Genomic DNA, 20,066 nt, shown 5'->3' with positions numbered 1-20,066 from the left:
CGCCGGTTGCGCCGCGGCGCGCACAACTACACGACGGTATGAATCTCCGACCGGACGATGACGTTCCGATACGTTCTCAGGTGGTCATCCCGTGGCGTACGGCCCAGAGCGCGGCCTGGGTGCGGTCGGCGAGGTCCAGCTTCATCAGGATGTTCGACACGTGGGTCTTGACGGTCTTCTCCGACAGGACGAGCGCCCGCGCGATCTCCCGGTTGGAGCGCCCGTCGGCGATCAGGCCCAGCACCTCGCGCTCGCGGTCGGTGAGGGAGCCGCCGCGGCCGTGGCCCGGGGCCGGTTCCTCCTGGCTGAGCAGCGCGCAGGCGACCTCCGGCTGCAGCAGGACGTGTCCGGCGTGCACGGAGCGGATGGCCCGGGCCAGGGCCTCGGGGTCGACGTCCTTGTAGACGTAGCCGGCGGCGCCCGCCCGCAGCGCCGGTACGACGGTGCGCTGTTCGGTGAAGCTGGTGACGATGAGGACGCGCGCCGGGTTACCGGCCGCGCCGAGCCGGCGCAGGGCCTCGATGCCGTCGGTGCCGGGCATCTTGATGTCCATCAGCACGACGTCGGGGCGCAGTTCCTCGGTCCGGGTGACGCCCTCGTCGCCGTCGGCCGCCTCGCCGACGACCTCGATGTCGTCCTGGACCTCGAGGAAGGTGCGCAGCCCCCGTCGTACCACCTGGTGGTCGTCGACCAGCAGGACCCGGATCCTGTCCGCGGTGTCAGCCACCGGGCACCTCCATCTCGATCGTGGTGCCCGCACCGGGCGCCGAGGTTACGGTCAGACTGCCGCCGACGCCCGCCGCCCGGTCCCGGACGGAGACCAGGCCCAGATGGCGGCCGGCGCTGCGGACGGCGGTGGGGTCGAAGCCCCGGCCGTCGTCCCGGACGGTGAGCACGGCGCCGGTGCCGCGGCGGAGCAGGGCGACGTCGACGTGGGCGGCGCCGGAATGGCGCAGGGCGTTGTGCAGGGCCTCCTGGGCGACGCGCAGCAGCGCCTCCTCCTGGGTGGCGGGCAGGGCCCGTACGCCGCGGGTGGTGAAGGTGACGCGGGCGCTGTGGGCGCGGTCGAGTACGTGGACCTGGTCGGCGAGGGTGGCGGCGAGGCCGTCCTCGTCCAGCGCGGTGGGGCGCAGCTCGACGACGGCGGCGCGCAGTTCGTCGGTGGCCTCGGCGGCGAGCTGTACGACCTGGCGCAGTTCGTCCTTCGCGCGGGCCGGGTCGCGGTCGACGAGGGCGGCGGCGGCCTGGGCCGTCAGCCGCAGGGAGAACAGCTTCTGGGAGACGGCGTCGTGCAGTTCGCCGGCGAGGCGGGCGCGTTCGTCGGCGATGGTGAGCTCGCGGCTGCGTTCGTACAGGCGGGCGTTGGTGAGGGCGATGGCGGCGTGTTTGGCGAGGGTCTGCAGCAGGGCCTCGTCCTGGGCGGTGAAGGCGCATTCGCCGCTGCGGCGCTCGTCGGGGTCGCACTGTTTGTTGGCGAGGTAGAGGGCGCCGAGGATCTGTTCGCCGTCCCTGATCGGTACGCCGAGGAAGTCGCGCAGCGTCGGGTGGGCCTTGGGCCAGCCCCCGAAGCGGGGGTCCTGGCGGACGTCGGCGAGCCGCTGCGGGGTCTCGTCCTGGAGCATCGCCGCCAGGATGCCGTGCTGGCGGGGCAGCGGGCCGATCTCCTTCCACTGGGTGTCGCTCACGCCGTCCACGACGAACTGCGCGAAGCCGCCGTGGTCGTCCGGCACGCCCAGCGCCGCGTACTCGGCGCGCAGCAGTTCGCGCGCGGAGGCGGTGATCGTCTGCAGCACGTCGCGGACCTGCAGCTGTCGGCTCATCGCGAGCAGCGCTTCGCTCACCGCGTCGAGACGGGCGCGGGCGGGGGGCTGGGTGGACGGCATGCGTTCACCGTACCGGCGCCGCAGGTCGCGGGGATCGAGCGGTGGTCGGGATGCGTCCGGGACCCGGGGACTAGGCCGATGTGCCCGGCCGCGTTGGGTCCGCCGCCGGAGGTGGCGGCGGGGCGGGCGTTCCTACGGTGGGGCGGAGCGACGACGAAGGGGACTGATCATGCCGGTTGCGGTAATCACGGGAGCGTCGAAGGGGCTGGGCCGGGCGCTGGCGTACGAGCTCGCCGGGCGGGGCTGGCGGCTGGTGCTGAACGCGCGGTCGCGGGACGTACTGGAGGAGACGGTGGCGCGGCTGCGTACCGTCGCCGGGCCGGACGCGGTGGTCGCGGCGGTGCCGGGCGATGTGGCCGAGGCGTGGACGCGGGGGTCGCTGGTCGCGGCCGCGCAGGAGCACGGCGGGCTGGATCTGCTGGTGAACAACGCGAGCGCGCTGGGCGCCGAGCCGCTGGTGCCCCTGGCGCGCCAGCCGCTGGACGGCTTCCGGGCGGCGCTGGAGACGAACGTGGTGGCGCCGCTGGCGCTCGTACAGGAGGCGCTGTCGCTGCTGACCGCTTCCCCGCGCGGGCGGGTGCTGAACATCAGCAGTGACGCGGCCGTGGAGGCGTACGGGACGTGGGGCGGTTACGGGGCGTCGAAGGCGGCCCTGGACCAGCTGACCGCCGTGCTCGCGGTGGAGCACCCCGAGCTGCGGGTGTGGGCGGTGGACCCGGGCGACATGCGGACGGATCTGTACGCGGCCGCCGTACCGGACGACGGGGACTTCGGCGAGCGGCTCGATCCGCGTGAGGTGGCGCCGGCGCTGCTGCGGCTGGTCGACGAGGACGTGGCGAGCGGGCGGTACACGGCGGCGGCGCTGCGGGAGAAGCGGTGATCACCGGTATGCGGGTGCCCGACGCCCTGCACGCCCGCATCCCGCCGGAGCAGCGCGCGCCGGGGGCGGGCCGGGACGCGGTGCGGCTGCTGGTGTCCCACGGTGACGGGGCGGTGACGCATCACGCCTTCGGCGAGCTGCCCGGGGTGCTGCGGGCGGGGGACGTGCTGGTCGTGAACACCTCGCCGACACTGCCCGCGGCGGTGGACGGACGGATCGGGGACGAGCGGGTGGTCGTGCACTTCTCGACCGCCGGTGAGGACGGGCGCTGGGCGGTGGAGCTGCGCTCCCCCGACGGGCGGGGCACGACCCGGCCCCGGCCCGGCCCCGCGGCGGGCACCCGGGTGCGGCTGCGCGGCGGGGTGGTGCTCGTACTGGAGGAGGGGGTGGGCGGCGGGGAGCGGCTGCGGTGGGCGCGGGTGGCGGCGGCGGACGTGCCGGGGCATCTGCTGCGGTACGGGCGGCCCATCCGCTACGCGTACACGGAGCGCGATCAGCCGCTGGCCGCGTATCAGACGGTGTTCGCCGCGCCGGGTGCGTCGGGGGCGGGGTCCGCGGAGATGCCGAGCGCCGGGCGGCCCTTCACGGCGGAGCTGGTGGCGCGGCTGGTGGCCCGGGGGGTGCAGTTCGCGCCGGTCACGCTGCATACGGGGGTGTCGTCGGCGGAGGCGCACGAGCCGCCGTACCCGGAGTGGTACGAGGTGCCGGGGCCCACGGCGTGGCTGGTCAACGCGGCGCGGGCGGGTGGCGGGCGGATCGTGGCGGTGGGCACCACGGCGGTGCGGGCGCTGGAGTCGGCGGCCGGGGCGTCGGGGACGGTGTGCGCGGCGCGGGGGTGGACGGATCTGGTCGTCACGCCGGAGCGGGGGGTGCGGGCGGTGGACGGGCTGCTGACGGGGCTGCACGAGCCGGAGGCGTCGCATCTGCTGATGCTGGAGGCGATCGCGGGGCGGGAGCCGCTGCGGCGCGGCTACGCGGAGGCGCTGGACGCCGGATATCTGTGGCACGAGTTCGGTGACGCGCACCTCATCCTGGGGCCCGATCCGGGCCCGCCGTGTGAGGCCCGCCACGAGACCCAGGTCACCTACGAGGGGCGGTAGGACCTGGGGGTGCGGAAAACGGGGGCGAAACGCGGCCCGAAGGGACTTTGGTCCGGGACCGCGGGTGTACGAGGAATCGTCGTAGACGGGGTCTTTGCGTACTGAATCGGACAGGCCTTACAACTGATCGAGTCGTGCCGACGGACCGGTCACGGCCACGTCGACTCCTGGAAGGCGAACCCTCGTGCGAGAGCTCACCACCCCCCGAATACGTACGGCCCGCAAGATCTCCCTCAAGGTGGCCGCCGCTGCCGCCGTCGCCGTCACCGCCGGCCTGGCCGTCGCACCGCACGCGTCGGCCGCCGGTGCCCCCACCGCCGGTACGCCCCAGGCGAACCGCGCCCTGGCCGACAAGATGATCAAGAGCGAGGCGCAGTTCACCTGCTTCTCCCACATCGTCGGGCACGAGAGCAGCTGGAACCACCACGCGACGAACGCCGCCAGCGGCGCGTACGGCCTGGTGCAGGCCCTGCCCGCGAACAAGATGGCCAGCGCCGGCGGTGACTGGAAGACCAACCCGGCGACCCAGATCAAGTGGGGCCTGGACTACATGAACGACCGCTACGGCAGCCCGTGCGACGCCTGGTCCTTCTGGCAGACCCACCACTGGTACTGAGCCGGCGGACGGACAGACGCCGGGGGCGGCACCCGATCATCGGGTGCCGCCCCCGGCGTCGTGCGTACGGGCGCCGTCAGCGCATGACCTCCGGCTCGTGCCGGCGCAGCAGCCGCGAGACGATCACGCAGCAGATCAGGCCGAGCACCAGCAGGACGCCTATGTCCATCGCGTACGCCCCGGTGGTCTGCTTCCACAGCGGGTCCGCGCCGTTCTCGTTCGGCATCAGGGTGTTCAGGTCGACGACCGCGCCCATCGCCCCGACCGCCCAGCGCGAGGGCATCAGCCAGGCGACCTGCTCCACACCCGCCGTGCCGAACAGCGGGAAGAGGGCGCCGGTGAAGACCACCTGGATGATCGCGAACATCACCAGCAGCGGCATCGTCTTCTCCGCGGTCTTCACCAGCGCGGAGATGATCAGGCCGATCATCATCGAGGTGAGGCCCAGGGCGATGACGGCGATGGTGATGTCGATCAGCGGGCTGACGATCAGCTTCTTCTCGGGCAGATCGCGGGTGGTCAGGCCCAGGGCGCCGATCAGCACGCCCTGCAGCACCGTGATCATGCCCAGGACCAGCACCTTCGACATCAGATACGCGGACCGGGAGAGACCGGTGGCGCGTTCCCGTTCGTAGATGACCCGTTCCTTGATGAGCTCACGGACCGAGTTGGCCGCCGCCGCGAAACAGGCGCCGACGGCGATGATGAGCAGGATCGGTGGCGCCTCGCCGTTGGCGAGCGGTGGGGTGCCCTTCGGCGATCCGTACGTGAGGCCGTGTGCGGCGGGCAGCACCATGCTCACGCCGCCGAGCACCGCCGGCAGGATGAACATCAGCGCGATGAAGCCCTTGTCGGAGGCGATCACCGACAGATAGCGGCGGACCAGGGTGAACAGCTGCGCGCCCCAGCTCTGGGGCTTGGCCGGTCTGATCTGGTTCGGCGCGACCTGCGCGGACTGCGGGGCGACCGCGTCTATGTCCGCCGCGTACATCTGGTAGTGCTGCGAGCCGTGCCAGCGCCCCGCCCAGTCGTAGTCGCGGTAGGACTCGAACGCGGAGAAGATGTCCGCCCACGTCTCGTAGCCGAAGAAGTTCAGCGCCTCGTCCGGCGGGCCGAAGTACGCCACCGAACCGCCCGGCGCCATCACCAGCAGCCGGTCGCACAGCGCCAGCTCGGCCACCGAGTGCGTGACGACCAGGACCGTGCGGCCGTCGTCGGCGAGGCCGCGCAGCAGCTTCATGACGTCGCGGTCCATGCCCGGGTCCAGGCCCGAGGTCGGCTCGTCGAGGAAGATCAGGGAGGGCTTCGTCAGCAGCTCCAGGGCGACCGAGACGCGCTTGCGCTGGCCGCCGGAGAGCGAGCTGATCTGCTTCTCCTTGTGTATGTCGAGCTTCAGTTCGCGCAGCACCTCGTCGACCCGGGCACGCCGCTCGTTCTCCGCGGTGTCGCCGGGGAAGCGGAGCTTGGCCGCGTACCGCAGGGCCGTCTGCACGGTGAGCTGGGTGTGCAGGATGTCGTCCTGGGGGACGAGGCCGATGCGCTGGCGGAGTTCGGCGAACTGCTTGTAGAGGTTACGGCCGTCGTACAGGACGTCGCCCTCGTTGGCGGGGCGGTAGCCGGTGAGCGCCTTCAGCAGCGTCGACTTGCCGGAGCCGGAGGGGCCGATGACGGCGACCAGGCTCTTCTCGGGGACGCCGAAGGAGACGTTGTTGAGGATCGTCTTGTTGTCGGCGACCTTCACCGTCAGATGGCGGGCCGAGAACGTGACCTCACCGGTGTCGACGAACTCCTCGAGCTGATTGCCCACCAGGCGGAACGTCGAGTGGCCGACGCCGATGATGTCCTGCGGGCCGATCAGCCGGGTGCTGCGCGACGGGAGCTGCTGGCCGTTGACGTAGGTGCCGTTGTGGCTGCCCAGGTCGATGATCTCGTGGCGGCCGTCCGGCGTGGAGCGGAACTCGGCGTGGTGGCGCGAGACCTGGAGGTCGTCCACCCGCAGTTCGTTGTCCAGGGCACGGCCGATACGCGTGACACGGCCGAGCTCGAGGCGGTGGAACGTGGTGGGGTTGCGGCCGCCGTACACCGGGACCTGGCCGCCCGGCTGCTGGGGCGGTGGGCCACCGGCCTGCTGCGGTATCCGGGGGCCGTTCGGGCCGCCGGGGCCTGCCTGCGGCTGCTGCGGCTGGGGCCACGCCTGCTGCGGCGGGACCTGCTGCGGCTGTTGCTGCGGTGGCTGGCCGGAGTACGCCGTCGGCGCGCTGTACACGTCGGCCGTGGCGGTGATCTGCAGCCGCGGGCCGTCCGTCGCGTTCCCCAGATGGACGCTGGCGCCCGCGCCGATCTCCGTCTGGTGGATCCGCTGCCCCTGCACGTACGTGCCGTTGGTGCTGCCGTGGTCCTCCAGCAGCCAACCGCGCCCACCCCAGCGGATCGTCGCGTGACGCCAGGACACCCGGGCGTCGTCGAAGGTCACGTCACTCTGCGGATCGCGGCCCAGACTGTAGGACCGTGACTGGTCCAGGTTCCAGGTGCGTCCGTTCAGTTCCAGTACGAGTTCTGGCACTCCATGCCCCACAAAGTTGTCCCCCGAGTTGCCCCCTGACGCGAAGGTCCCGCTCGGCGGGCCCTCCTGCAGGGATTCTAGGGTTGGCGAACATCGGGAGGAACTGTTTCACCAGGTTCCGGCCCGGGGCAAGCTCAGTCCACGTCACGGCGCCGACCGGGTGTCCCTGGGCCCCCGCGCGCCCCAGCTCGCCCCGAGTTATCCACATCCCGTTGACCCGGTAGTGCCGGGCGCGGAGAGTGGTACGCGACAACGCGGCGAGTTCCGCGCGGCGGGCAGGACTTGGGTACGACCGGGGGCGGGATCTGATGGACGAGCGCGGCGCCGGCCTGCGGTGGGGGAGCATTCTCGCCTCCGCCGTGGCCGTGGTGAGCTGGGCGTATCTGGCGATGGTGGCGGTGGCGGCGCTGGGGCTGCACTTACTGGGGGCCGACGCCGTGGGCTCCCTGGGCCCGATGACGGCCGCCGCGACGGCTCTCGCCGTGGGCGGGCAGATCACGCCGACCGGGGAGCTGAGTGCCTTCGGGATGGACGTGGATCCGGCGCAGGCGGCGGTGAGCATCACCCCGCTGGGGGTGTCGCTGGCCGGGGCGCTGGTGCTGGGCTGGCTGTTCGTCCGGTCGCTGCGCCAGGCGGGGGCGAGTATCGACGCCACGGAGCTGGCGGTGCGGGCCGGGACGGTGATCGTGCTGTTCACGGCGCTGCTGGGCGGGCTGGTGTGGGCCGGCAGCGGCTCGGTGACGATAGACGGGGCGAAGCTGCCGGTGGACCAGGCGCCGGGCGGCGGGGTGCTGGACGACCTGGGCATCGGGGACATCGGCGGCGGACTCGAGGACGCGCTGGGCGACATGGCGAAGACCGACGCGAAGGTCGGCTTCGACGTCGACGCGGCGCCGACGCTGCTCGCCGGGCTGCTGTGGGTGGCCGTCGTGCTGCTGATCTCGCTGGCCGCCTCGCGGACCTCGCCCCTGCCCCGCGGCTGGGAGGCCCTGCACCGGACGGTACGGCCGGCGGCGTCCGCGCTGCGGATGGTCCTGGTGCTCGCCGTGGCGGCGGGCGGCGCGGCGGCGGCGTACGCGGCGGTGACGGAGGACGCGCACGGGCAGATCGTGGGCGGGGCGCTGGTCGGCGCGCCGAACGGGGTGTGGCTGGCGATCCCGCTGGGGCTGTTCGTGCCCTGGCACGGGGAGGCGACGGGTCAGCTGAAGGATCTGCTGCCCACTCCGCTGGACGATTTGCTGACGGGTGAGGACAAGCAGATCACGCTGAGCCGGCTGGCGGAGCTGGACGGCCGGGTGTGGCTGCTGCCGGTGGCCTGCGCGCTGATGATGCTGTCGGCGGGGGTGTTGACGGCCGCGCGGACCCCGGTGGACGGGGCGCGGGGCGGTGCGTTCGCCGGGCGGTGCGCGCTGCGGCTCGGGGCGGTGACGGCGCTGACGCTGCCGCTGCTGGTGTGGCTGACGGGGATTTCGGCGGACGCGAGCCTGTCGGTGCTGGGGTTCGACGCCGTCGGGGCGGGGGCGACGCTGGCAGGGAGTGTGCCGCTCGCGCTGCTCCTCGGGGCGCTGTGGGGCGCCGGGGCGGGTGCCGTCGGGGCGCTGCTGGCCCTGGCCGCCGGGGCGGCGGGCGGGCGGGCGGCGCCACTGGCCACGGGAGTGGCGGCCGGGGCACCGGTGGCCGCCGGTGCGCCGGCTGATCCGGCGGCGTCGTCCGCGCGGACGTATCCGTCGGCGGCGTATCAGCCCGGGCCGTACAACCCGTCGCCGGGCCACGGGACGCCGGAGGGCGGGCCGAACCCGTACGCGGGGGGCGGCGCCGAGCCGAATCCGTACCAGGGGCCGGGCCGTGACGGCGGCCGGGGGGATCAGCCGACGATGAGCATGCCGCCGCCGGGCACCCCGCCGCCGGGGCCGCCCCCGGGCGGGCGTACGCCGCGGCCGGGGATACCGCCGCAGAACCCGCCGCCCCCGGGACGGCCGGGTCGGCGGCGCTGAGGGGAGGACACCCCGGGGCGCCGTGTCCGGGGTGCCCAGTGGGCGGACCGGTCCGGCGTGACTCGGGCGGCGCGGGTAGGTTGGGGGTCATCATGAGCACACCGTCTGATGCCCCCACCCTGCTGATCAAGATCTTCGGCAAGGACCGCCCCGGGATCACCGCCGGGCTGTTCGACACCCTCGCCGTGTACGGGCTGGATGTCGTGGACATCGAGCAGACCGTCACCCGGGGCCGGATCACCCTGTGCGCGCTCGTCACCGTCCCCGCCCCCGGGATAGCCACCGAGGGCGAGCTGCGGGCCACCGTACACTCCTGGGCGGAGTCCCTGAAGCTCCAGGCGGAGATACTGTCCGGCACGGGTGACAACCCGCCGCGGGGCCACGGGCGTTCCCATGTCACGGTGCTCGGGCATCCGCTCACGTCGGGGTCGGTGGCCGCCGTGGCGGCGGCCGTCACGGGCAGGGGCGGGAACATCGACCGGATCTTCCGGCTGGCCAAGTATCCGGTGACCGCCGTCGAGTTCGCCGTCTCCGGCGCGCCCACGGAGGAGCTGCGCACCGCGCTGGCCACGGAGGCGTCGGTCCTGGGCGTGGACATCGCGGTCGTCTCGGCGGGCCTGCAGCGCCGGGCGCAGCGCCTGATCGTGATGGACGTCGACTCCACCCTGATCCAGGACGAGGTGATCGAGCTCTTCGCCGGGCACGCCGGCTGCGAGGACGAGGTCGCCGAGGTCACCGCCCGTGCCATGCGCGGCGAGCTGGACTTCGAGCAGTCGCTGCACGCCCGGGTGGCGCTGCTGGCGGGCCTGGACGCGTCGGTGGTGGACAAGGTCCGCGCCCAGGTGCGGCTGACGCCGGGCGCGCGGACGCTGGTCCGTACGCTCAAGCGGCTCGGCTACCAGGTCGGCGTGGTCTCCGGCGGCTTCACCCAGGTCACCGACGAGCTCAAGGAGCGCCTCGGGCTCGACTTCGCCGCCGCCAACACCCTGGAGATCACCGACGGCAAGCTGACGGGCCGCGTCACCGGCGAGATAGTCGACCGGGCGGGCAAGGCCCGGCTGCTGAAGTCCTTCGCCGCCCAGGCCGGGGTGCCCCTCGCGCAGACGGTGGCGATCGGCGACGGCGCCAACGACCTCGACATGCTCAACGCGGCGGGCCTCGGCGTGGCGTTCAACGCCAAGCCCCTGGTCCGCGAGGCCGCGCACACCGCGGTGAACGTGCCGTTCCTGGACACCGTGCTCTATCTGCTGGGCATCACGCGCGAAGAGGTCGAGGCCGCGGACATCGAGTGAGCGGGGGCCTCACACCTGCGTGGGCGTCCAGTACTCCGTCAGGGTGCCGACCCCGTGCTCGACGGACTTCCAGCCGCCGGTGAACGTCACGACCGCGAGCGCCGCCGTGGGAAAGCCCGTCCGCCGCATCCGCGCCAGCACGTCCCCGTCGGCGTCACCGGCGAGCGCGTCGGCCAGCGCGTGCATCCCCGGGTTGTGGCCCACGACCAGCAGGTCCGCGACCTCGTCGGGCGTCTCGTTGAGCAGGGCGATCAGCTCGCCCAGGGACGCCTCGTAGAGCCGGTCCTCGTACACCGTCCGGGGCCGCTTCGACAGCTCCGGCACCGCGAGCCGCCAGGTCTCGCGGGCCCGCACCGCCGTGGAGCACAGGGCCAGTTCGGGCGTGAGGCCGAGCGTCTCGATCCGGGCGCCGGCGGAGGGCGCCTCCTTGCGTCCGCGATCGGCGAGCGGCCGGTCGTGGTCGGAGACCTGCGGCCAGTCCGCCTTGGCGTGCCGGAGGAGAATGACGCTGCGGGACGTTTCGACGCTCATATGCCCAGGTTCGCACGAAACCCGCCGGCGCGCGGGCGGTGCGGGCATGCTCGCCCGGCAGGGGTGAACCTTGTCCGCCACGGGCGGAACCACCGTGGTCCGGGCGGGGTATTACACAAGTGTGGAGATACTCGGGAACGAGCCGCCGCAGCGCTTCTTCTCCCCCCGCCGCCCGCCGCGGCCCCCGCGCTGGCTGATGGTGCTGGCGCCGGCCGTCGCCCTGCTGGGCGTGGCCTGGATGACCGTGACCGACCCCGCGCTGGACGTCGCGGAGTCGGCCTCCCGCCCCGCGGCGCGCCCCTCGCCGTCGCCCTCCCCCACCCCGACGGGCCCGCCCCGGCTGCTGCGCGGCACCGACGACGGCTCCCCCACGGGGCTGCGGCTGCTGATCGGCGACACGCTGTACGACGTGGACACCCGTACCAGCCGCACGGTGCGGGGCCTGCCCACCCGGCGGACCCTCAGCTGGGCGACGGCGGTCGGCGACGACGCCGTGATCGCCACGAACGCGGGCGGCGACGCGATCGAGGACATTCGCGTCTACGTGCTGCGGCCCGGCGAGGACCAGGTCCGGCTGCTGTTCAAGGGCGGCTTCCCCACGCCCGCCGCGGACGGGGTGTGGATCAAGCGCTGGTACTCCGAGGCGCGGTGCGAGCTGCGCAAGCTGGGCCTGGACGGCCGCCGGCTGACCCGGCCGCGGCCGGTCGACTGCTCGGTCGAGGTGTTCGCGCAGACCCCGCTGGGCTTCGTCGGCTGGCAGAATCAGCCGGACGGCAACACGGACGGCTCGATCCTCGTCGATCCACGGGACTTCTCGGTGCTCCGGCGCTCCCACGGCCAGTTCACGGTCGTCGGCCGGACGCTGTTCACGGTCGAGCGCAATCGGCTGTACGCGGACGAGCCGGGCCGCCCGCGCCGTTCGCTGGGCCGGCTCCCTGCGGCACCCGACGCCATGCTGCCGCAGGTGAAGGGCAGTCCGGACGGCTCCCGACTGGCCTTCGAGTTCGACCGGGCACCATCCGACGGCGGCTACCAGAACATGGACTTCTGGGTGTACGAGCGCGCGTCCCGCCGCTGGCTGCACATGCCGTCCACGCCGGTCTCGGTCCAGCTGAAGACGTCCGACTGGGCCTGGACCGACGACGGACGGATCGTCGTTGCCGGGGTGTTCGACGGTGTGGGCGTACGACTGGCCGTATGGCGCCCCGGAGAACGGGACATCGAGGTCAGACGGCTCGGCTCGCCGCCCGAAGGGTCGGGCGGACTGGTGCCGTTGAAGGACGGGGGTGGGGCTGGCCCCACCATCCCCTAGGGGGCCAGTGTCAGGGTCAACTGGGTGGATCACCTGATGGGAATGCGCCGGGGCCTCGCATAGTTTCGAATCATCAGGAGGAACGGACCTCGGAGGGACATATGGCGGCCACGACCTGTACCCGACCGTCCCCACGCCCGGCCGACATCCGGCTGCGGTGGTGGGCCGTGGCGCTGCCCGTCGCCATGTTCGCCGGCCTCCTGGCCGCCCTGGGTTCGGGGGACGCGCAGGCGGCCTCGTCCGTCCCGCTGGGCGAGGTGCTGGAGTGGCTGGAGCGGACGCTCCTCAAGATCTTCTGATCCGTTACGGGCCTACGCGAGGATCGTCGCGACGACACTGATGGCGATGGTGATCCCGGCGATCAGGGCGAGGATCATGAGCAGCTTGCGCTGGCCGCCCTGAGGATTCGGTTCGAGCACTGGCATACGGACATCCTCCCATCCGGACCCCGTTCCTCCCGACAGCGGGTCACACCTCGTCCTCGACGACCCGGTCCCGGCCGGCGATCATGCCCACGGTCAGCTGCCCCAGCATCAGCACCACCAGCACCACGATCGGCGCGTGCCAGCCGTCCGTCGACTCGTACAGCGCGCCCACGACCAGCGGCCCGGGGATGGAGATCAGATACCCGGTCCCCTGCACGAAGGCCGACAGCCGCACCACGCCCGGGCCGGTGCGGGCCCGCACGCCGATGAGCGTGAGGATCAGGGGGAACGCGCAGTTCGACACCGCGAGGAGCAGCGCCCACGCCCAGGCGCCGGCCGCCGGGGCGAACCAGAGCCCGGCGTAGCCCGCCAGCCCGCACACCGCGAGGACGGCCACGATCGGCCCCTGGTGGCTGAGGCGCGCCGCCAGCCGGGGCAGTACGAACGCGAGCGGCACGCCCATCCCCATCGTGACGGCGAGCAGCACGCCCGCGGTGCCGGCGGAGACCCCCGCGTCGCGGAAGATCTGCGGGAGCCAGCCCATGGTCACGTACGCCGCGGTGGCCTGGAAGCCGAAGAAGACGGCGAGCGCCCAGGCGGTGGGGCTCCTGACGACCCGGACCGGCCGCTCCGCCGTCTCCGCCGCGGCGCCCCCTGCCCCGCCGCCGTCGCGCCGTCGCTGCACCGCGAGCCACGGTACGACGGCGACGGCCGCGAGCAGCGTCCACGCCCCGAGGCCCGGCCGCCAGCCGCCCAGGGCGTCGGTGACGGGGACCGTCAGGGCCGCCGCGGACGCGGTGCCGAGGGCCAGGCCCATGGAGTAGAGGCCCGTCATGGGGCCGAGCCGGGTGGGGAACCAGCGCTTGACGATCACGGGCATCAGCACGTTGCTCACGGCGATGCCGGCCAGCGCCAGCGCGCTCGCCGCCAGGAAGCCGGCCGTGGTGCCGAGCAGCGGGCGGATCGCCACGCCCGCCCCGATCGCGCCGAGCCCGGCGGTGATCACGGCGGCGGGGCCGTAGCGGCGGGCCAGCCGGGGGGCGAGGCTGCCGAAGACGGCGAAGCACAGGGCGGGCATCGAGGTGAGCAGGCCCGCCACGGTGCCGCTCATGCCGACGCCGGCGCGTACCTCCTCGAGCAGCGCGCCGAGGCTGGTGATCGCCGGGCGCAGGTTCACCGCCGCCAGCAGGAGGGCGGCCACCATGAGCCGGTGGGGCCAGGGGGACGCGGCGTCGGAAGTGAGCGGCAGGTGCCGGTCCGCGGCCTTCTGCCGGCGTAGTGTCGAACCCATCCCGAGATCATAGGATGCGCGATTGGCCTGGTGGGACCGGGTCAGCCTCCCTCGTGCGTCACCCACGCCCCGCGGATCGCGAACCAGCAGCGCCCCTCCAGCCGCCCGCCCTCCGCCGGGTCGAGCCGCAGCGGCGCCGAGTCGACGTCGGGGTCCCACCAGTTCGCGCACTCCACGTGCAGCCGGACCCGGTCGGCGTACGGGCTGGGGTTGAAGCACGACACCCACGCCGTCGAGCCCTCGATCACGGTGCCGCAGGCCGCCTCCCGCGGGCCCTTCGCCTGCGGGGCGCGCCGGCCGGGGTCGTCGGAGGCGACGGCGACCGCGGTGACGGCCGCGGCGGCGACGACGGTACAGGCGAGGAGGTGGACGGCATGACGCACGCGGACCTCCTCGGCTCTACTGCGGCCGGGGCCCACGGACCCCGCCGCTGCTGCACCACAAGGGAGTTGCTCCCCCTCAGGATGCGCGCCGTCACACGCGTGCCGCCCGCTCGGCTGGGCCGAACGGGCGACACGTACGGGATGGCGGGGGTCAGGCGCCGACGGCGTGCAGACCGCCGTCCACGTGGATGATCTCGCCGGTGGTCTTGGGGAACCAGTCGGACAGCAGTGCGACCACACCGCGGCCGGCCGGCTCCGGGTCCGACAGGTCCCAGGACATCGGGGAGCGCTCGTCCCACACGGCGGCCAGCTCCGGGAAGCCGGGGATGGACTTGGCGGCCATCGAACCGATCGGGCCGGCGGAGATCAGATTGCAGCGGATATTGTCCTTGCCCAGGTCACGCGCCATATAGCGGCTCGTGGCCTCGAGCGCGGCCTTCGCCGGGCCCATCCAGTCGTACTGCGGCCAGGCGAACTGCGCGTCGAAGGTGAGGCCGACGACGGAGCCGCCCTCGGTCATCAGCGGCAGCAGCGCCGTGGTCAGCGACTTCAGCGAGAACGCCGAGACGTGCATCGCGGTGGCGACGGACTCGAACGGCGTGTTCAGGAAGTTGCCGCCGAGCGCGTCCTGCGGCGCGAAGCCGATGGAGTGCACGACGCCGTCGAGCCGGTCGCCGAGGTGCTCGCGCACCAGGCCCTCGAGCCGCGCCAGGTGCTCGTCGTTCGACACGTCCAGCTCGATGACCTTGACGTCGTCGGGCTTCGGCAGCTTCTTGGCGATGCGCTCGGTCAGCGTGGGCCGCGGGAAGGCGGTGAGGATGATCTCCGCGCCCTGCTCCTGCGCCAGCCTGGCGGTGTGGAAGGCGATGGAGGACTCCATCAGCACACCGCTGATGAGGATGCGCTTGCCGTCGAGGATTCCGCTCATGGTGCTCAGTGACCCATGCCCAATCCGCCGTCAACGGGAATGACGGCTCCAGTGATGTACGAGGCGTCGTCGGACGCGAGGAAGCGCACCGCGGCGGCGATCTCCTCCGGCTGGGCGTAGCGGCCCATCGGCACCTGCGCGACGATCTTGGCACGCTGCTCGTCGGTGAGCACGCGTGTCATGTCGGTGTCGACGAATCCGGGTGCGACGACGTTGAACGTGATGTTGCGCGAGCCCAGCTCGCGGGCGAGGGAGCGGGCGAAGCCGACGAGGCCGGCCTTGGAGGCGGCGTAGTTCGCCTGGCCCGGCGAGCCCTGCAGGCCCACCACGGAGGAGATCAGGACGACGCGCCCCTTCTTGGCGCGCAGCATGCCCCGGTTCGCGCGCTTGACGACGCGGAAGGTGCCGGTGAGGTTGGTGTCGAGGACGGAGGTGAAGTCCTCCTCGGACATCCGCATGAGGAGCTGGTCCTTCGTGACGCCGGCGTTGGCCACCAGGACCTCGACGGGGCCGTGGGCCTCCTCGATCTCCTTGTAGGCCTGCTCCACCTGCTCGGTGTCGGTGATGTCGCACTTGACGCCGAGGAAGCCCGCCGGCGGCTCCCCGCTGCGGTACGTGACCGCGACCTTGTCGCCGGCGTCGGCGAAAGCACGGGCGATGGCGAGGCCGATGCCCCGGTTACCTCCGGTGACGAGTACGGAGCGGCTCAAGGCTCACCCTTTCGTTCGTGGTCCGACACGGCCCGCCGATATGCGGCGCCTCCCCCGAAAACCTATCGGTCGCCCCCCGCCGCCGGGTACCGGGGCAGCCACAGCGGCTCCACCCCGGTCCTGTTGGGTTCCTACAGTCAATGAGCCCCGGCTTCGCCCTCGGATCCAGGAGCGTGAGCGTCCAGCCCTGCCGCCCGGGCCGCGTCGAGCATGCGCTTGTCGTACGTCACCAAACAGTCGAGCGCGTCGTCGAGTGCAAGCGCGCTCGCCAGGTGAATGGCGTCGAGCGACCGGAGCATGGCCGGCACCCTGGCCGCCAGGTCCCGGACCTCCTCGGTGAGGAGGATCTCTGTCACCATCTGATCCAGGTCGGCCAGCGCATGCGGGAAGTCACCGACCTTATCGAGCTGCCGCACCGTCTCTACTACTCCCACCGTGCTGGTCGCGAGAGGAATCCCGGGGCGATCGGCGAGAAACGCCTGCAGCTCGTCTGCTCCCGGCCGCTCGACGATCAACGTGATCAGCGCGGAGGAATCCATGTAGATCAACGGTCGTCCGCCTCACGCTCGGCCATCAGCAGATCCACGGGATCGGGAGCACCAGCGGGCAGCCGGTAGCGACGCATCCGCGCCACATCCGAGGTCGTCGCCGCCTTCAGCCGGATCTTCCCCTGGGCAACAAGCTCGGAGTACCGGGCCGTCGGCCCGGCTCCCGGCAGCAGTATGGCGATCACCTTCCCATGCCGGGTGACCTGCACCGCCTCGCCCTTCTCGACGCGAGCGAAGACAGCACTGGGGTTGTACGAGAACTCCCGCACGGAAATGGCGCTCATTTCGGCCTCCGTCCTCTCGATGGAGATTGTGCCTACACTCACGCAATCGTACCCACATTCTGACGGCGATCTCGCGCGATCAGGCGCCCGGCAGCGGAACGCGGCACCGGATCTGTTTCCCCACGGGAGTCAGGGTGGTATCCCAACCGGGGGCGAGAAGCTCGACGAGGGCGAGCCCGCGCCCGGACTCCGCGTACGGATCATCCATCCGCCCGGCACTGGCACGGGGCCGCACACCACCCTGCGGATCATGCAACCTCACCCACACAGCCTCGGGCCGCCCCCCATCCCCGGGCTCGGCCTCCAGCTCCGCCACAAGGGGCACGAAGTCTCCGCAGGCCCGCACGGCATTCCCGCAGAGCTCGGAGAGCACGAGCTTCGCGGCGTGCGTCAGGTCGCCGTCGGCACCCGCCCCGGTGAGGGTTTGCTCGACGAGACCTCGGACGGCCCGGAGATGCTCGGGAGTCGCGGAGAGGTGGAGGATGAAGCCGCCAGGGGTTCGGGTCGGGTACCAGCCAAGGGTGGAGGTCATGGGATTCCTTCCAGCACGCAGACAGTTCTCGATCACCACAGGCAACCGAGCACTACCCCAGGCAACTTGAGCGTGCAGGACCTCCGAAGCCAATTGCAAACTTCCAACCCGATCGTGTGATGCTTTCACCGATTGCTGCCTGGTCCAACCGGACACCGTGCATGCTCCCAGCTATGCCGAACTCCCCCGCAGCGCCCACCGTCCGCCGCCGTCGCCTCGGAGCGGCACTTCGCAGCTACCGCAACAACATGGGGCTCAGTCTCGACCAGACTGCAGAGTCCATGGGCTGGTCGGGACCCAAGCTGTCGAGGATCGAGAACGCGGTTCAGGGGATCAGACCCGGCGAGCTCCCCCAACTCCTCGACCTATACGGGGTCACCGACCCGGAGGTCCGTGCCGCGCTCACGGCACTCCGCGCCGACTCCGCCAAGAGCGGCTGGTGGCACGCGTACTCCGGCCTCATGCGCCCCACCTACGCCGATTACATCTCGTTGGAGTCCGACGCCCTGCGAATCTGCGACTGGGCCCCGCTGCTGGTTCCGGGACTACTGCAGACCGCCGCATACGCCCGGCAGACGATCGCGGGAATCACCACAACACGGACACCGGAGGAGGTCACCGCCCTCGCCGAGGTCCGGATGGCCAGGCAATCGGTCCTCACCCGCCCCGGAGCACCGCTGGAACTCTGGGCCATCGTCCACGAAGCGGCGCTGCACCAGAGGTTCGCCGCCCAGCCGGCCACCATGCGCGAGCAACTGCGCAGGCTGCTCGACACCGCCGAACTCCCCAACGTCACCATCCAGGTCATGCCGCTGGACTCCACTGCCCATCCAGGACTCGAAGGCGGCTTCACCCTGGCCGAGTTCCAACCCCCGCTGCCCACGGTCGCCCTCTTGGAGAACACCGGAACCGCAACGTACGTTGAAGGCGAGGACACGGCGCCCTTCGAGCGAGCGTACGAGCGCATTCGAGCCACGGCGCTCTCGGTGGAGGACTCCCGGATCCGCCTCATCCAACTGGAGGAAGGGCTGAGGAAGTGACCGACCACAAGCGCGACCTGTACGCCATGGACCTCACCGACGCCGTCTGGCACAAGGCCTCGGAAAGTGGCGCGGAGAACAACTGCGTCGAGATCACCGAACTCCCCGACGGAGCCCGCGCCATACGCGACTCAAAAAACCCCGACCGGCAACCCCTCTGCTTCACCGCCTCAGAATGGGCCGCCTTCCGTACCGGGATCACAACCGGTGAACTCTGACCGTGCCCGGGCATGCGCCGACCCCCACCAGCTTGGACACACCATCTTCTATGATAACCACGAAAGGATCACAAGCTATCGCCTTCCAGCCGCACAGCACCAGTTCAACCTGAATAAACAGTCTGGCGCTGGGGAGTACAACGTGGTTTGGCATCGCCGAAACGGCCACCGGTCGGCCATCGTGCGACATTTCACCCGCACCGCATCAAATACATACAAGACATCTAGCTGAAGTATGAACGGTCAGATGAGAAAACTTTCAGGGATTGATCTCCACGAAGGATTCTCACGAGGCCAGGTGGGCATGAATCGACTCTCGTCAGAGAGTTTCAAAATGAAATCATCAACCCCCACATCATGAATTACGAAACGAGATTCCTGGCGAAGCTCAATCACCACGGACCAACTCTCCCACTCGCCACCAGGAGGCATCAAATACCCCATATCCCCATCCCAGGAATGGTAGCACCAAGGAACCATAAGGTTCCCGAATTGCCGCACCCTATCTGGCACCGATTGATAATATTCAATTTCGGCCTCGCGAAATTTGCGATCCTCTAGAAATTTCGAGAGCGGCTTATTCCCTTCCGGATGAGGCAGATAGAGGTGGCCAAAAATCATGGCATCCCCGTATTCGTCGACAAGCGTCTTGTACTCGACAGGTAGTCGAACGCTCAACATTGATTCAATTGCGTGCCACGCTTCGACACTTGCGCCCTTGATCCGCTTACGCGACCCCAACACACGCGCTACTGGCATACCGAAACTCACTCCTTTAGCGCTCATATACTTTCGATGAGCAAACCGGAGATGGGCCGTGCTCCTCGTTTTCGATGTAACAGTCTACATCCATGCCACGGTTCCCACGAGCTTCAAGATGCACAGCAACCGGCACTCCGGTGGAGTTTGTTCCGTATGCAGGAGTAACTTCATAGTGCACGGCCTGACCAGCTCCGATCTCTTTACTAATCCTGTTCTCGATATAACCCATGGCGAGATTTGCAGAAGCGTACAAGGGGACTAGATTACGGAGTTCGGTTCCTGAACCGCCGAACTGGCGGCCAATCAAATGCCCCCTCGCCCGCTCTCCCCATGGCAATTTGAAAAAATCGGGCGGCTCGATTCTTCCTTCCGGATGATCATTATTCCAAGCCGTTCCGGTCCCGTCCAGCTTATCCTCCGGCCCCGCGAAGTAGGCGATTGCCCCTGTGGCTCTACAACCTCCAAGCCCGGGCTTAAATCGCTCCCGGGGAAGGTAAACTATATTCCCGACCGAGTTTTCCCCACTGTAATCGTCACAACGATCCCTATCCCGCGAGTCGCCGCCACCATCCCTCGCTTCATTCAGGAATTGATCGGCCGATTCCTCCGGAAATGGGCCTGTCGCGTGGTTTGTGTATGCCCGGTATGACCGGTTGGCATCAGAGTGACTGGTGCCGGGAAGGATCATCATGGGCAAGGCACGTGGCTCCCACAACAGTTCGGACATCGTACGCACGGGAGCCGAGTTGATGCAGCAGCAGGAGAAGGACGCGG

Annotated in this window: 23 protein-coding genes; 9 read left to right on the top strand and 14 right to left on the bottom strand. The window is 70.8% G+C overall.

What is annotated here, in order from left to right:
• Positions 1 to 76 precede the first annotated feature (76 nt).
• Positions 77 to 727, bottom strand: a complete 651-nt coding sequence (locus tag SRB5_RS33225; RefSeq protein WP_323378900.1) for a response regulator transcription factor — start codon at positions 725 to 727, stop codon at positions 77 to 79.
• Positions 720 to 1,883, bottom strand: coding sequence for a GAF domain-containing sensor histidine kinase (locus SRB5_RS33220; protein WP_153457211.1), 1,164 nt, complete (start codon positions 1,881 to 1,883; stop codon positions 720 to 722). Before SRB5_RS33220 ends, SRB5_RS33225 begins: the two co-directional genes overlap by 8 nt.
• 169 nt (positions 1,884 to 2,052) lie before the next feature.
• On the opposite strand from SRB5_RS33220, the gene SRB5_RS33215 reads away from it, so the two are divergent.
• The 3 genes from SRB5_RS33215 (at position 2,053) to SRB5_RS33205 (ending at position 4,479) form a co-directional block, all read left to right on the top strand.
• Entirely contained in the window at positions 2,053 to 2,763 is a 711-nt protein-coding gene (locus SRB5_RS33215) for an SDR family NAD(P)-dependent oxidoreductase (RefSeq protein WP_153457210.1), read from the top strand.
• A gap of 8 nt (positions 2,764 to 2,771) precedes the next feature.
• Positions 2,772 to 3,863, top strand: coding sequence for an S-adenosylmethionine:tRNA ribosyltransferase-isomerase (locus tag SRB5_RS33210; RefSeq protein ID WP_153457221.1), 1,092 nt, complete (start codon positions 2,772 to 2,774; stop codon positions 3,861 to 3,863).
• Between the two features lie 184 nt (positions 3,864 to 4,047).
• A complete protein-coding gene (locus SRB5_RS33205; protein WP_407704025.1) occupies positions 4,048 to 4,479 on the top strand; it encodes an aggregation-promoting factor C-terminal-like domain-containing protein in 432 nt (143 codons plus the stop codon).
• Positions 4,480 to 4,555: 76 nt separating this feature from the next.
• Here the strand turns inward: SRB5_RS33205 and SRB5_RS33200 are convergent, their stop codons facing one another.
• Positions 4,556 to 7,042 carry an FHA domain-containing protein gene (locus SRB5_RS33200; RefSeq protein ID WP_323378899.1) on the bottom strand — a complete coding sequence of 829 codons (2,487 nt, stop codon included), beginning with the start codon at positions 7,040 to 7,042 and terminating at the stop codon, positions 4,556 to 4,558.
• 308 nt (positions 7,043 to 7,350) lie between these two features.
• Here SRB5_RS33200 and SRB5_RS33195 point away from each other — a divergent pair, with 308 nt between their 5' ends.
• Both SRB5_RS33195 and serB read left to right on the top strand, forming a co-directional pair.
• On the top strand, positions 7,351 to 9,036 hold the full coding sequence (locus SRB5_RS33195) for a streptophobe family protein (RefSeq protein WP_153457208.1): 1,686 nt from the start codon (positions 7,351 to 7,353) through the stop codon (positions 9,034 to 9,036).
• A gap of 92 nt (positions 9,037 to 9,128) precedes the next feature.
• The gene (serB, locus tag SRB5_RS33190; RefSeq protein ID WP_153457207.1) at positions 9,129 to 10,328 is read left to right on the top strand and encodes a phosphoserine phosphatase SerB; all 1,200 of its coding nucleotides are present in this window, start codon (positions 9,129 to 9,131) and stop codon (positions 10,326 to 10,328) included.
• 9 nt (positions 10,329 to 10,337) lie between these two features.
• On the opposite strand, the gene SRB5_RS33185 is transcribed toward serB, so the two are convergent.
• Positions 10,338 to 10,859: a SixA phosphatase family protein gene (locus tag SRB5_RS33185; RefSeq protein ID WP_153457206.1), complete on the bottom strand. Its 522-nt coding sequence runs from the start codon at positions 10,857 to 10,859 to the stop codon at positions 10,338 to 10,340.
• 121 nt (positions 10,860 to 10,980) lie between these two features.
• Here SRB5_RS33185 and SRB5_RS33180 point away from each other — a divergent pair, with 121 nt between their 5' ends.
• Positions 10,981 to 12,171 carry a hypothetical protein gene (locus SRB5_RS33180; protein ID WP_153457205.1) on the top strand — a complete coding sequence of 397 codons (1,191 nt, stop codon included), beginning with the start codon at positions 10,981 to 10,983 and terminating at the stop codon, positions 12,169 to 12,171.
• Between the two features lie 101 nt (positions 12,172 to 12,272).
• Complete coding sequence (locus tag SRB5_RS33175) at positions 12,273 to 12,470, top strand: hypothetical protein (RefSeq protein WP_153457204.1); 198 nt, start codon at positions 12,273 to 12,275, stop codon at positions 12,468 to 12,470.
• Positions 12,471 to 12,482: 12 nt separating this feature from the next.
• Here the strand turns inward: SRB5_RS33175 and SRB5_RS37310 are convergent, their stop codons facing one another.
• The 8 genes from SRB5_RS37310 to SRB5_RS33140 all read right to left on the bottom strand — a co-directional run bounded on the left by SRB5_RS37310 (position 12,483) and on the right by SRB5_RS33140 (position 17,272).
• Positions 12,483 to 12,596, bottom strand: a complete 114-nt coding sequence (locus SRB5_RS37310) for an SGM_5486 family transporter-associated protein (protein WP_267132635.1) — start codon at positions 12,594 to 12,596, stop codon at positions 12,483 to 12,485.
• Between the two features lie 43 nt (positions 12,597 to 12,639).
• Positions 12,640 to 13,887: a CynX/NimT family MFS transporter gene (locus SRB5_RS33170; RefSeq protein WP_153457203.1), complete on the bottom strand. Its 1,248-nt coding sequence runs from the start codon at positions 13,885 to 13,887 to the stop codon at positions 12,640 to 12,642.
• Between the two features lie 41 nt (positions 13,888 to 13,928).
• Positions 13,929 to 14,270: a hypothetical protein gene (locus SRB5_RS33165; protein WP_194293108.1), complete on the bottom strand. Its 342-nt coding sequence runs from the start codon at positions 14,268 to 14,270 to the stop codon at positions 13,929 to 13,931.
• A gap of 151 nt (positions 14,271 to 14,421) precedes the next feature.
• Positions 14,422 to 15,198 carry an enoyl-ACP reductase FabI gene (fabI, locus tag SRB5_RS33160; protein WP_153457202.1) on the bottom strand — a complete coding sequence of 259 codons (777 nt, stop codon included), beginning with the start codon at positions 15,196 to 15,198 and terminating at the stop codon, positions 14,422 to 14,424.
• A 5-nt stretch (positions 15,199 to 15,203) separates the two neighbouring features.
• Positions 15,204 to 15,908: a 3-oxoacyl-[acyl-carrier-protein] reductase gene (gene fabG, locus SRB5_RS33155; RefSeq protein ID WP_153457201.1), complete on the bottom strand. Its 705-nt coding sequence runs from the start codon at positions 15,906 to 15,908 to the stop codon at positions 15,204 to 15,206.
• Between the two features lie 137 nt (positions 15,909 to 16,045).
• A complete protein-coding gene (locus SRB5_RS33150) occupies positions 16,046 to 16,447 on the bottom strand; it encodes a type II toxin-antitoxin system VapC family toxin (protein ID WP_228390641.1) in 402 nt (133 codons plus the stop codon).
• Positions 16,448 to 16,452: 5 nt separating this feature from the next.
• Positions 16,453 to 16,740, bottom strand: a complete 288-nt coding sequence (locus SRB5_RS33145; RefSeq protein ID WP_153457199.1) for a type II toxin-antitoxin system Phd/YefM family antitoxin — start codon at positions 16,738 to 16,740, stop codon at positions 16,453 to 16,455.
• A gap of 79 nt (positions 16,741 to 16,819) precedes the next feature.
• Complete coding sequence (locus SRB5_RS33140; RefSeq protein WP_153457198.1) at positions 16,820 to 17,272, bottom strand: ATP-binding protein; 453 nt, start codon at positions 17,270 to 17,272, stop codon at positions 16,820 to 16,822.
• A 119-nt stretch (positions 17,273 to 17,391) separates the two neighbouring features.
• Between SRB5_RS33140 and SRB5_RS33135 the strand changes: the two genes are divergently transcribed.
• Together SRB5_RS33135 and SRB5_RS33130 are read left to right on the top strand one after the other, a co-directional pair.
• Positions 17,392 to 18,312 carry a helix-turn-helix domain-containing protein gene (locus SRB5_RS33135; protein ID WP_323378897.1) on the top strand — a complete coding sequence of 307 codons (921 nt, stop codon included), beginning with the start codon at positions 17,392 to 17,394 and terminating at the stop codon, positions 18,310 to 18,312.
• Complete coding sequence (locus tag SRB5_RS33130; protein WP_323378895.1) at positions 18,309 to 18,530, top strand: DUF397 domain-containing protein; 222 nt, start codon at positions 18,309 to 18,311, stop codon at positions 18,528 to 18,530. Before SRB5_RS33135 ends, SRB5_RS33130 begins: the two co-directional genes overlap by 4 nt.
• A 243-nt stretch (positions 18,531 to 18,773) precedes the next feature.
• On the opposite strand, the gene SRB5_RS33125 is transcribed toward SRB5_RS33130, so the two are convergent.
• Both SRB5_RS33125 and SRB5_RS37810 read right to left on the bottom strand, forming a co-directional pair.
• Positions 18,774 to 19,289: an SMI1/KNR4 family protein gene (locus SRB5_RS33125; RefSeq protein WP_153457196.1), complete on the bottom strand. Its 516-nt coding sequence runs from the start codon at positions 19,287 to 19,289 to the stop codon at positions 18,774 to 18,776.
• Between the two features lie 16 nt (positions 19,290 to 19,305).
• A complete protein-coding gene (locus SRB5_RS37810; protein ID WP_407704026.1) occupies positions 19,306 to 19,980 on the bottom strand; it encodes a DNA/RNA non-specific endonuclease in 675 nt (224 codons plus the stop codon).
• Positions 19,981 to 20,066 lie beyond the last annotated feature (86 nt).

The organism is Streptomyces smaragdinus (assembly GCF_009604385.1).
GTDB classification, from domain to species: Bacteria; Actinomycetota; Actinomycetes; order Streptomycetales; family Streptomycetaceae; genus Streptomyces; species Streptomyces smaragdinus.
The sequence above is the reverse complement of the archived record's forward strand: the minus strand, read 5'-3'. Positions and strand labels throughout refer to the sequence as shown.

What these genes read in the sequence shown, in the direction of transcription:
- SRB5_RS33220 (WP_153457211.1), bottom strand. Translation starts at nt 1,883, where the DNA reads ATGCCGTCCACCCAGCCCCCCGCCCGCGCCCGTCTCGACGCGGTGAGC.
- SRB5_RS33215 (WP_153457210.1), top strand. Translation starts at nt 2,053, where the DNA reads ATGCCGGTTGCGGTAATCACGGGAGCGTCGAAGGGGCTGGGCCGGGCG.
- SRB5_RS33210 (WP_153457221.1), top strand. Translation starts at nt 2,772, where the DNA reads ATGCGGGTGCCCGACGCCCTGCACGCCCGCATCCCGCCGGAGCAGCGC.
- SRB5_RS33195 (WP_153457208.1), top strand. Translation starts at nt 7,351, where the DNA reads ATGGACGAGCGCGGCGCCGGCCTGCGGTGGGGGAGCATTCTCGCCTCC.
- serB (WP_153457207.1), top strand. Translation starts at nt 9,129, where the DNA reads ATGAGCACACCGTCTGATGCCCCCACCCTGCTGATCAAGATCTTCGGC.
- SRB5_RS33185 (WP_153457206.1), bottom strand. Translation starts at nt 10,859, where the DNA reads ATGAGCGTCGAAACGTCCCGCAGCGTCATTCTCCTCCGGCACGCCAAG.
- SRB5_RS33175 (WP_153457204.1), top strand. Translation starts at nt 12,273, where the DNA reads ATGGCGGCCACGACCTGTACCCGACCGTCCCCACGCCCGGCCGACATC.
- SRB5_RS37310 (WP_267132635.1), bottom strand. Translation starts at nt 12,596, where the DNA reads ATGCCAGTGCTCGAACCGAATCCTCAGGGCGGCCAGCGCAAGCTGCTC.
- SRB5_RS33170 (WP_153457203.1), bottom strand. Translation starts at nt 13,887, where the DNA reads ATGGGTTCGACACTACGCCGGCAGAAGGCCGCGGACCGGCACCTGCCG.
- fabI (WP_153457202.1), bottom strand. Translation starts at nt 15,198, where the DNA reads ATGAGCGGAATCCTCGACGGCAAGCGCATCCTCATCAGCGGTGTGCTG.
- SRB5_RS33150 (WP_228390641.1), bottom strand. Translation starts at nt 16,447, where the DNA reads ATGGATTCCTCCGCGCTGATCACGTTGATCGTCGAGCGGCCGGGAGCA.
- SRB5_RS33145 (WP_153457199.1), bottom strand. Translation starts at nt 16,740, where the DNA reads ATGAGCGCCATTTCCGTGCGGGAGTTCTCGTACAACCCCAGTGCTGTC.
- SRB5_RS33140 (WP_153457198.1), bottom strand. Translation starts at nt 17,272, where the DNA reads ATGACCTCCACCCTTGGCTGGTACCCGACCCGAACCCCTGGCGGCTTC.
- SRB5_RS33135 (WP_323378897.1), top strand. Translation starts at nt 17,392, where the DNA reads ATGCTTTCACCGATTGCTGCCTGGTCCAACCGGACACCGTGCATGCTC.
- SRB5_RS33125 (WP_153457196.1), bottom strand. Translation starts at nt 19,289, where the DNA reads ATGCCAGTAGCGCGTGTGTTGGGGTCGCGTAAGCGGATCAAGGGCGCA.
- SRB5_RS37810 (WP_407704026.1), bottom strand. Translation starts at nt 19,980, where the DNA reads ATGATCCTTCCCGGCACCAGTCACTCTGATGCCAACCGGTCATACCGG.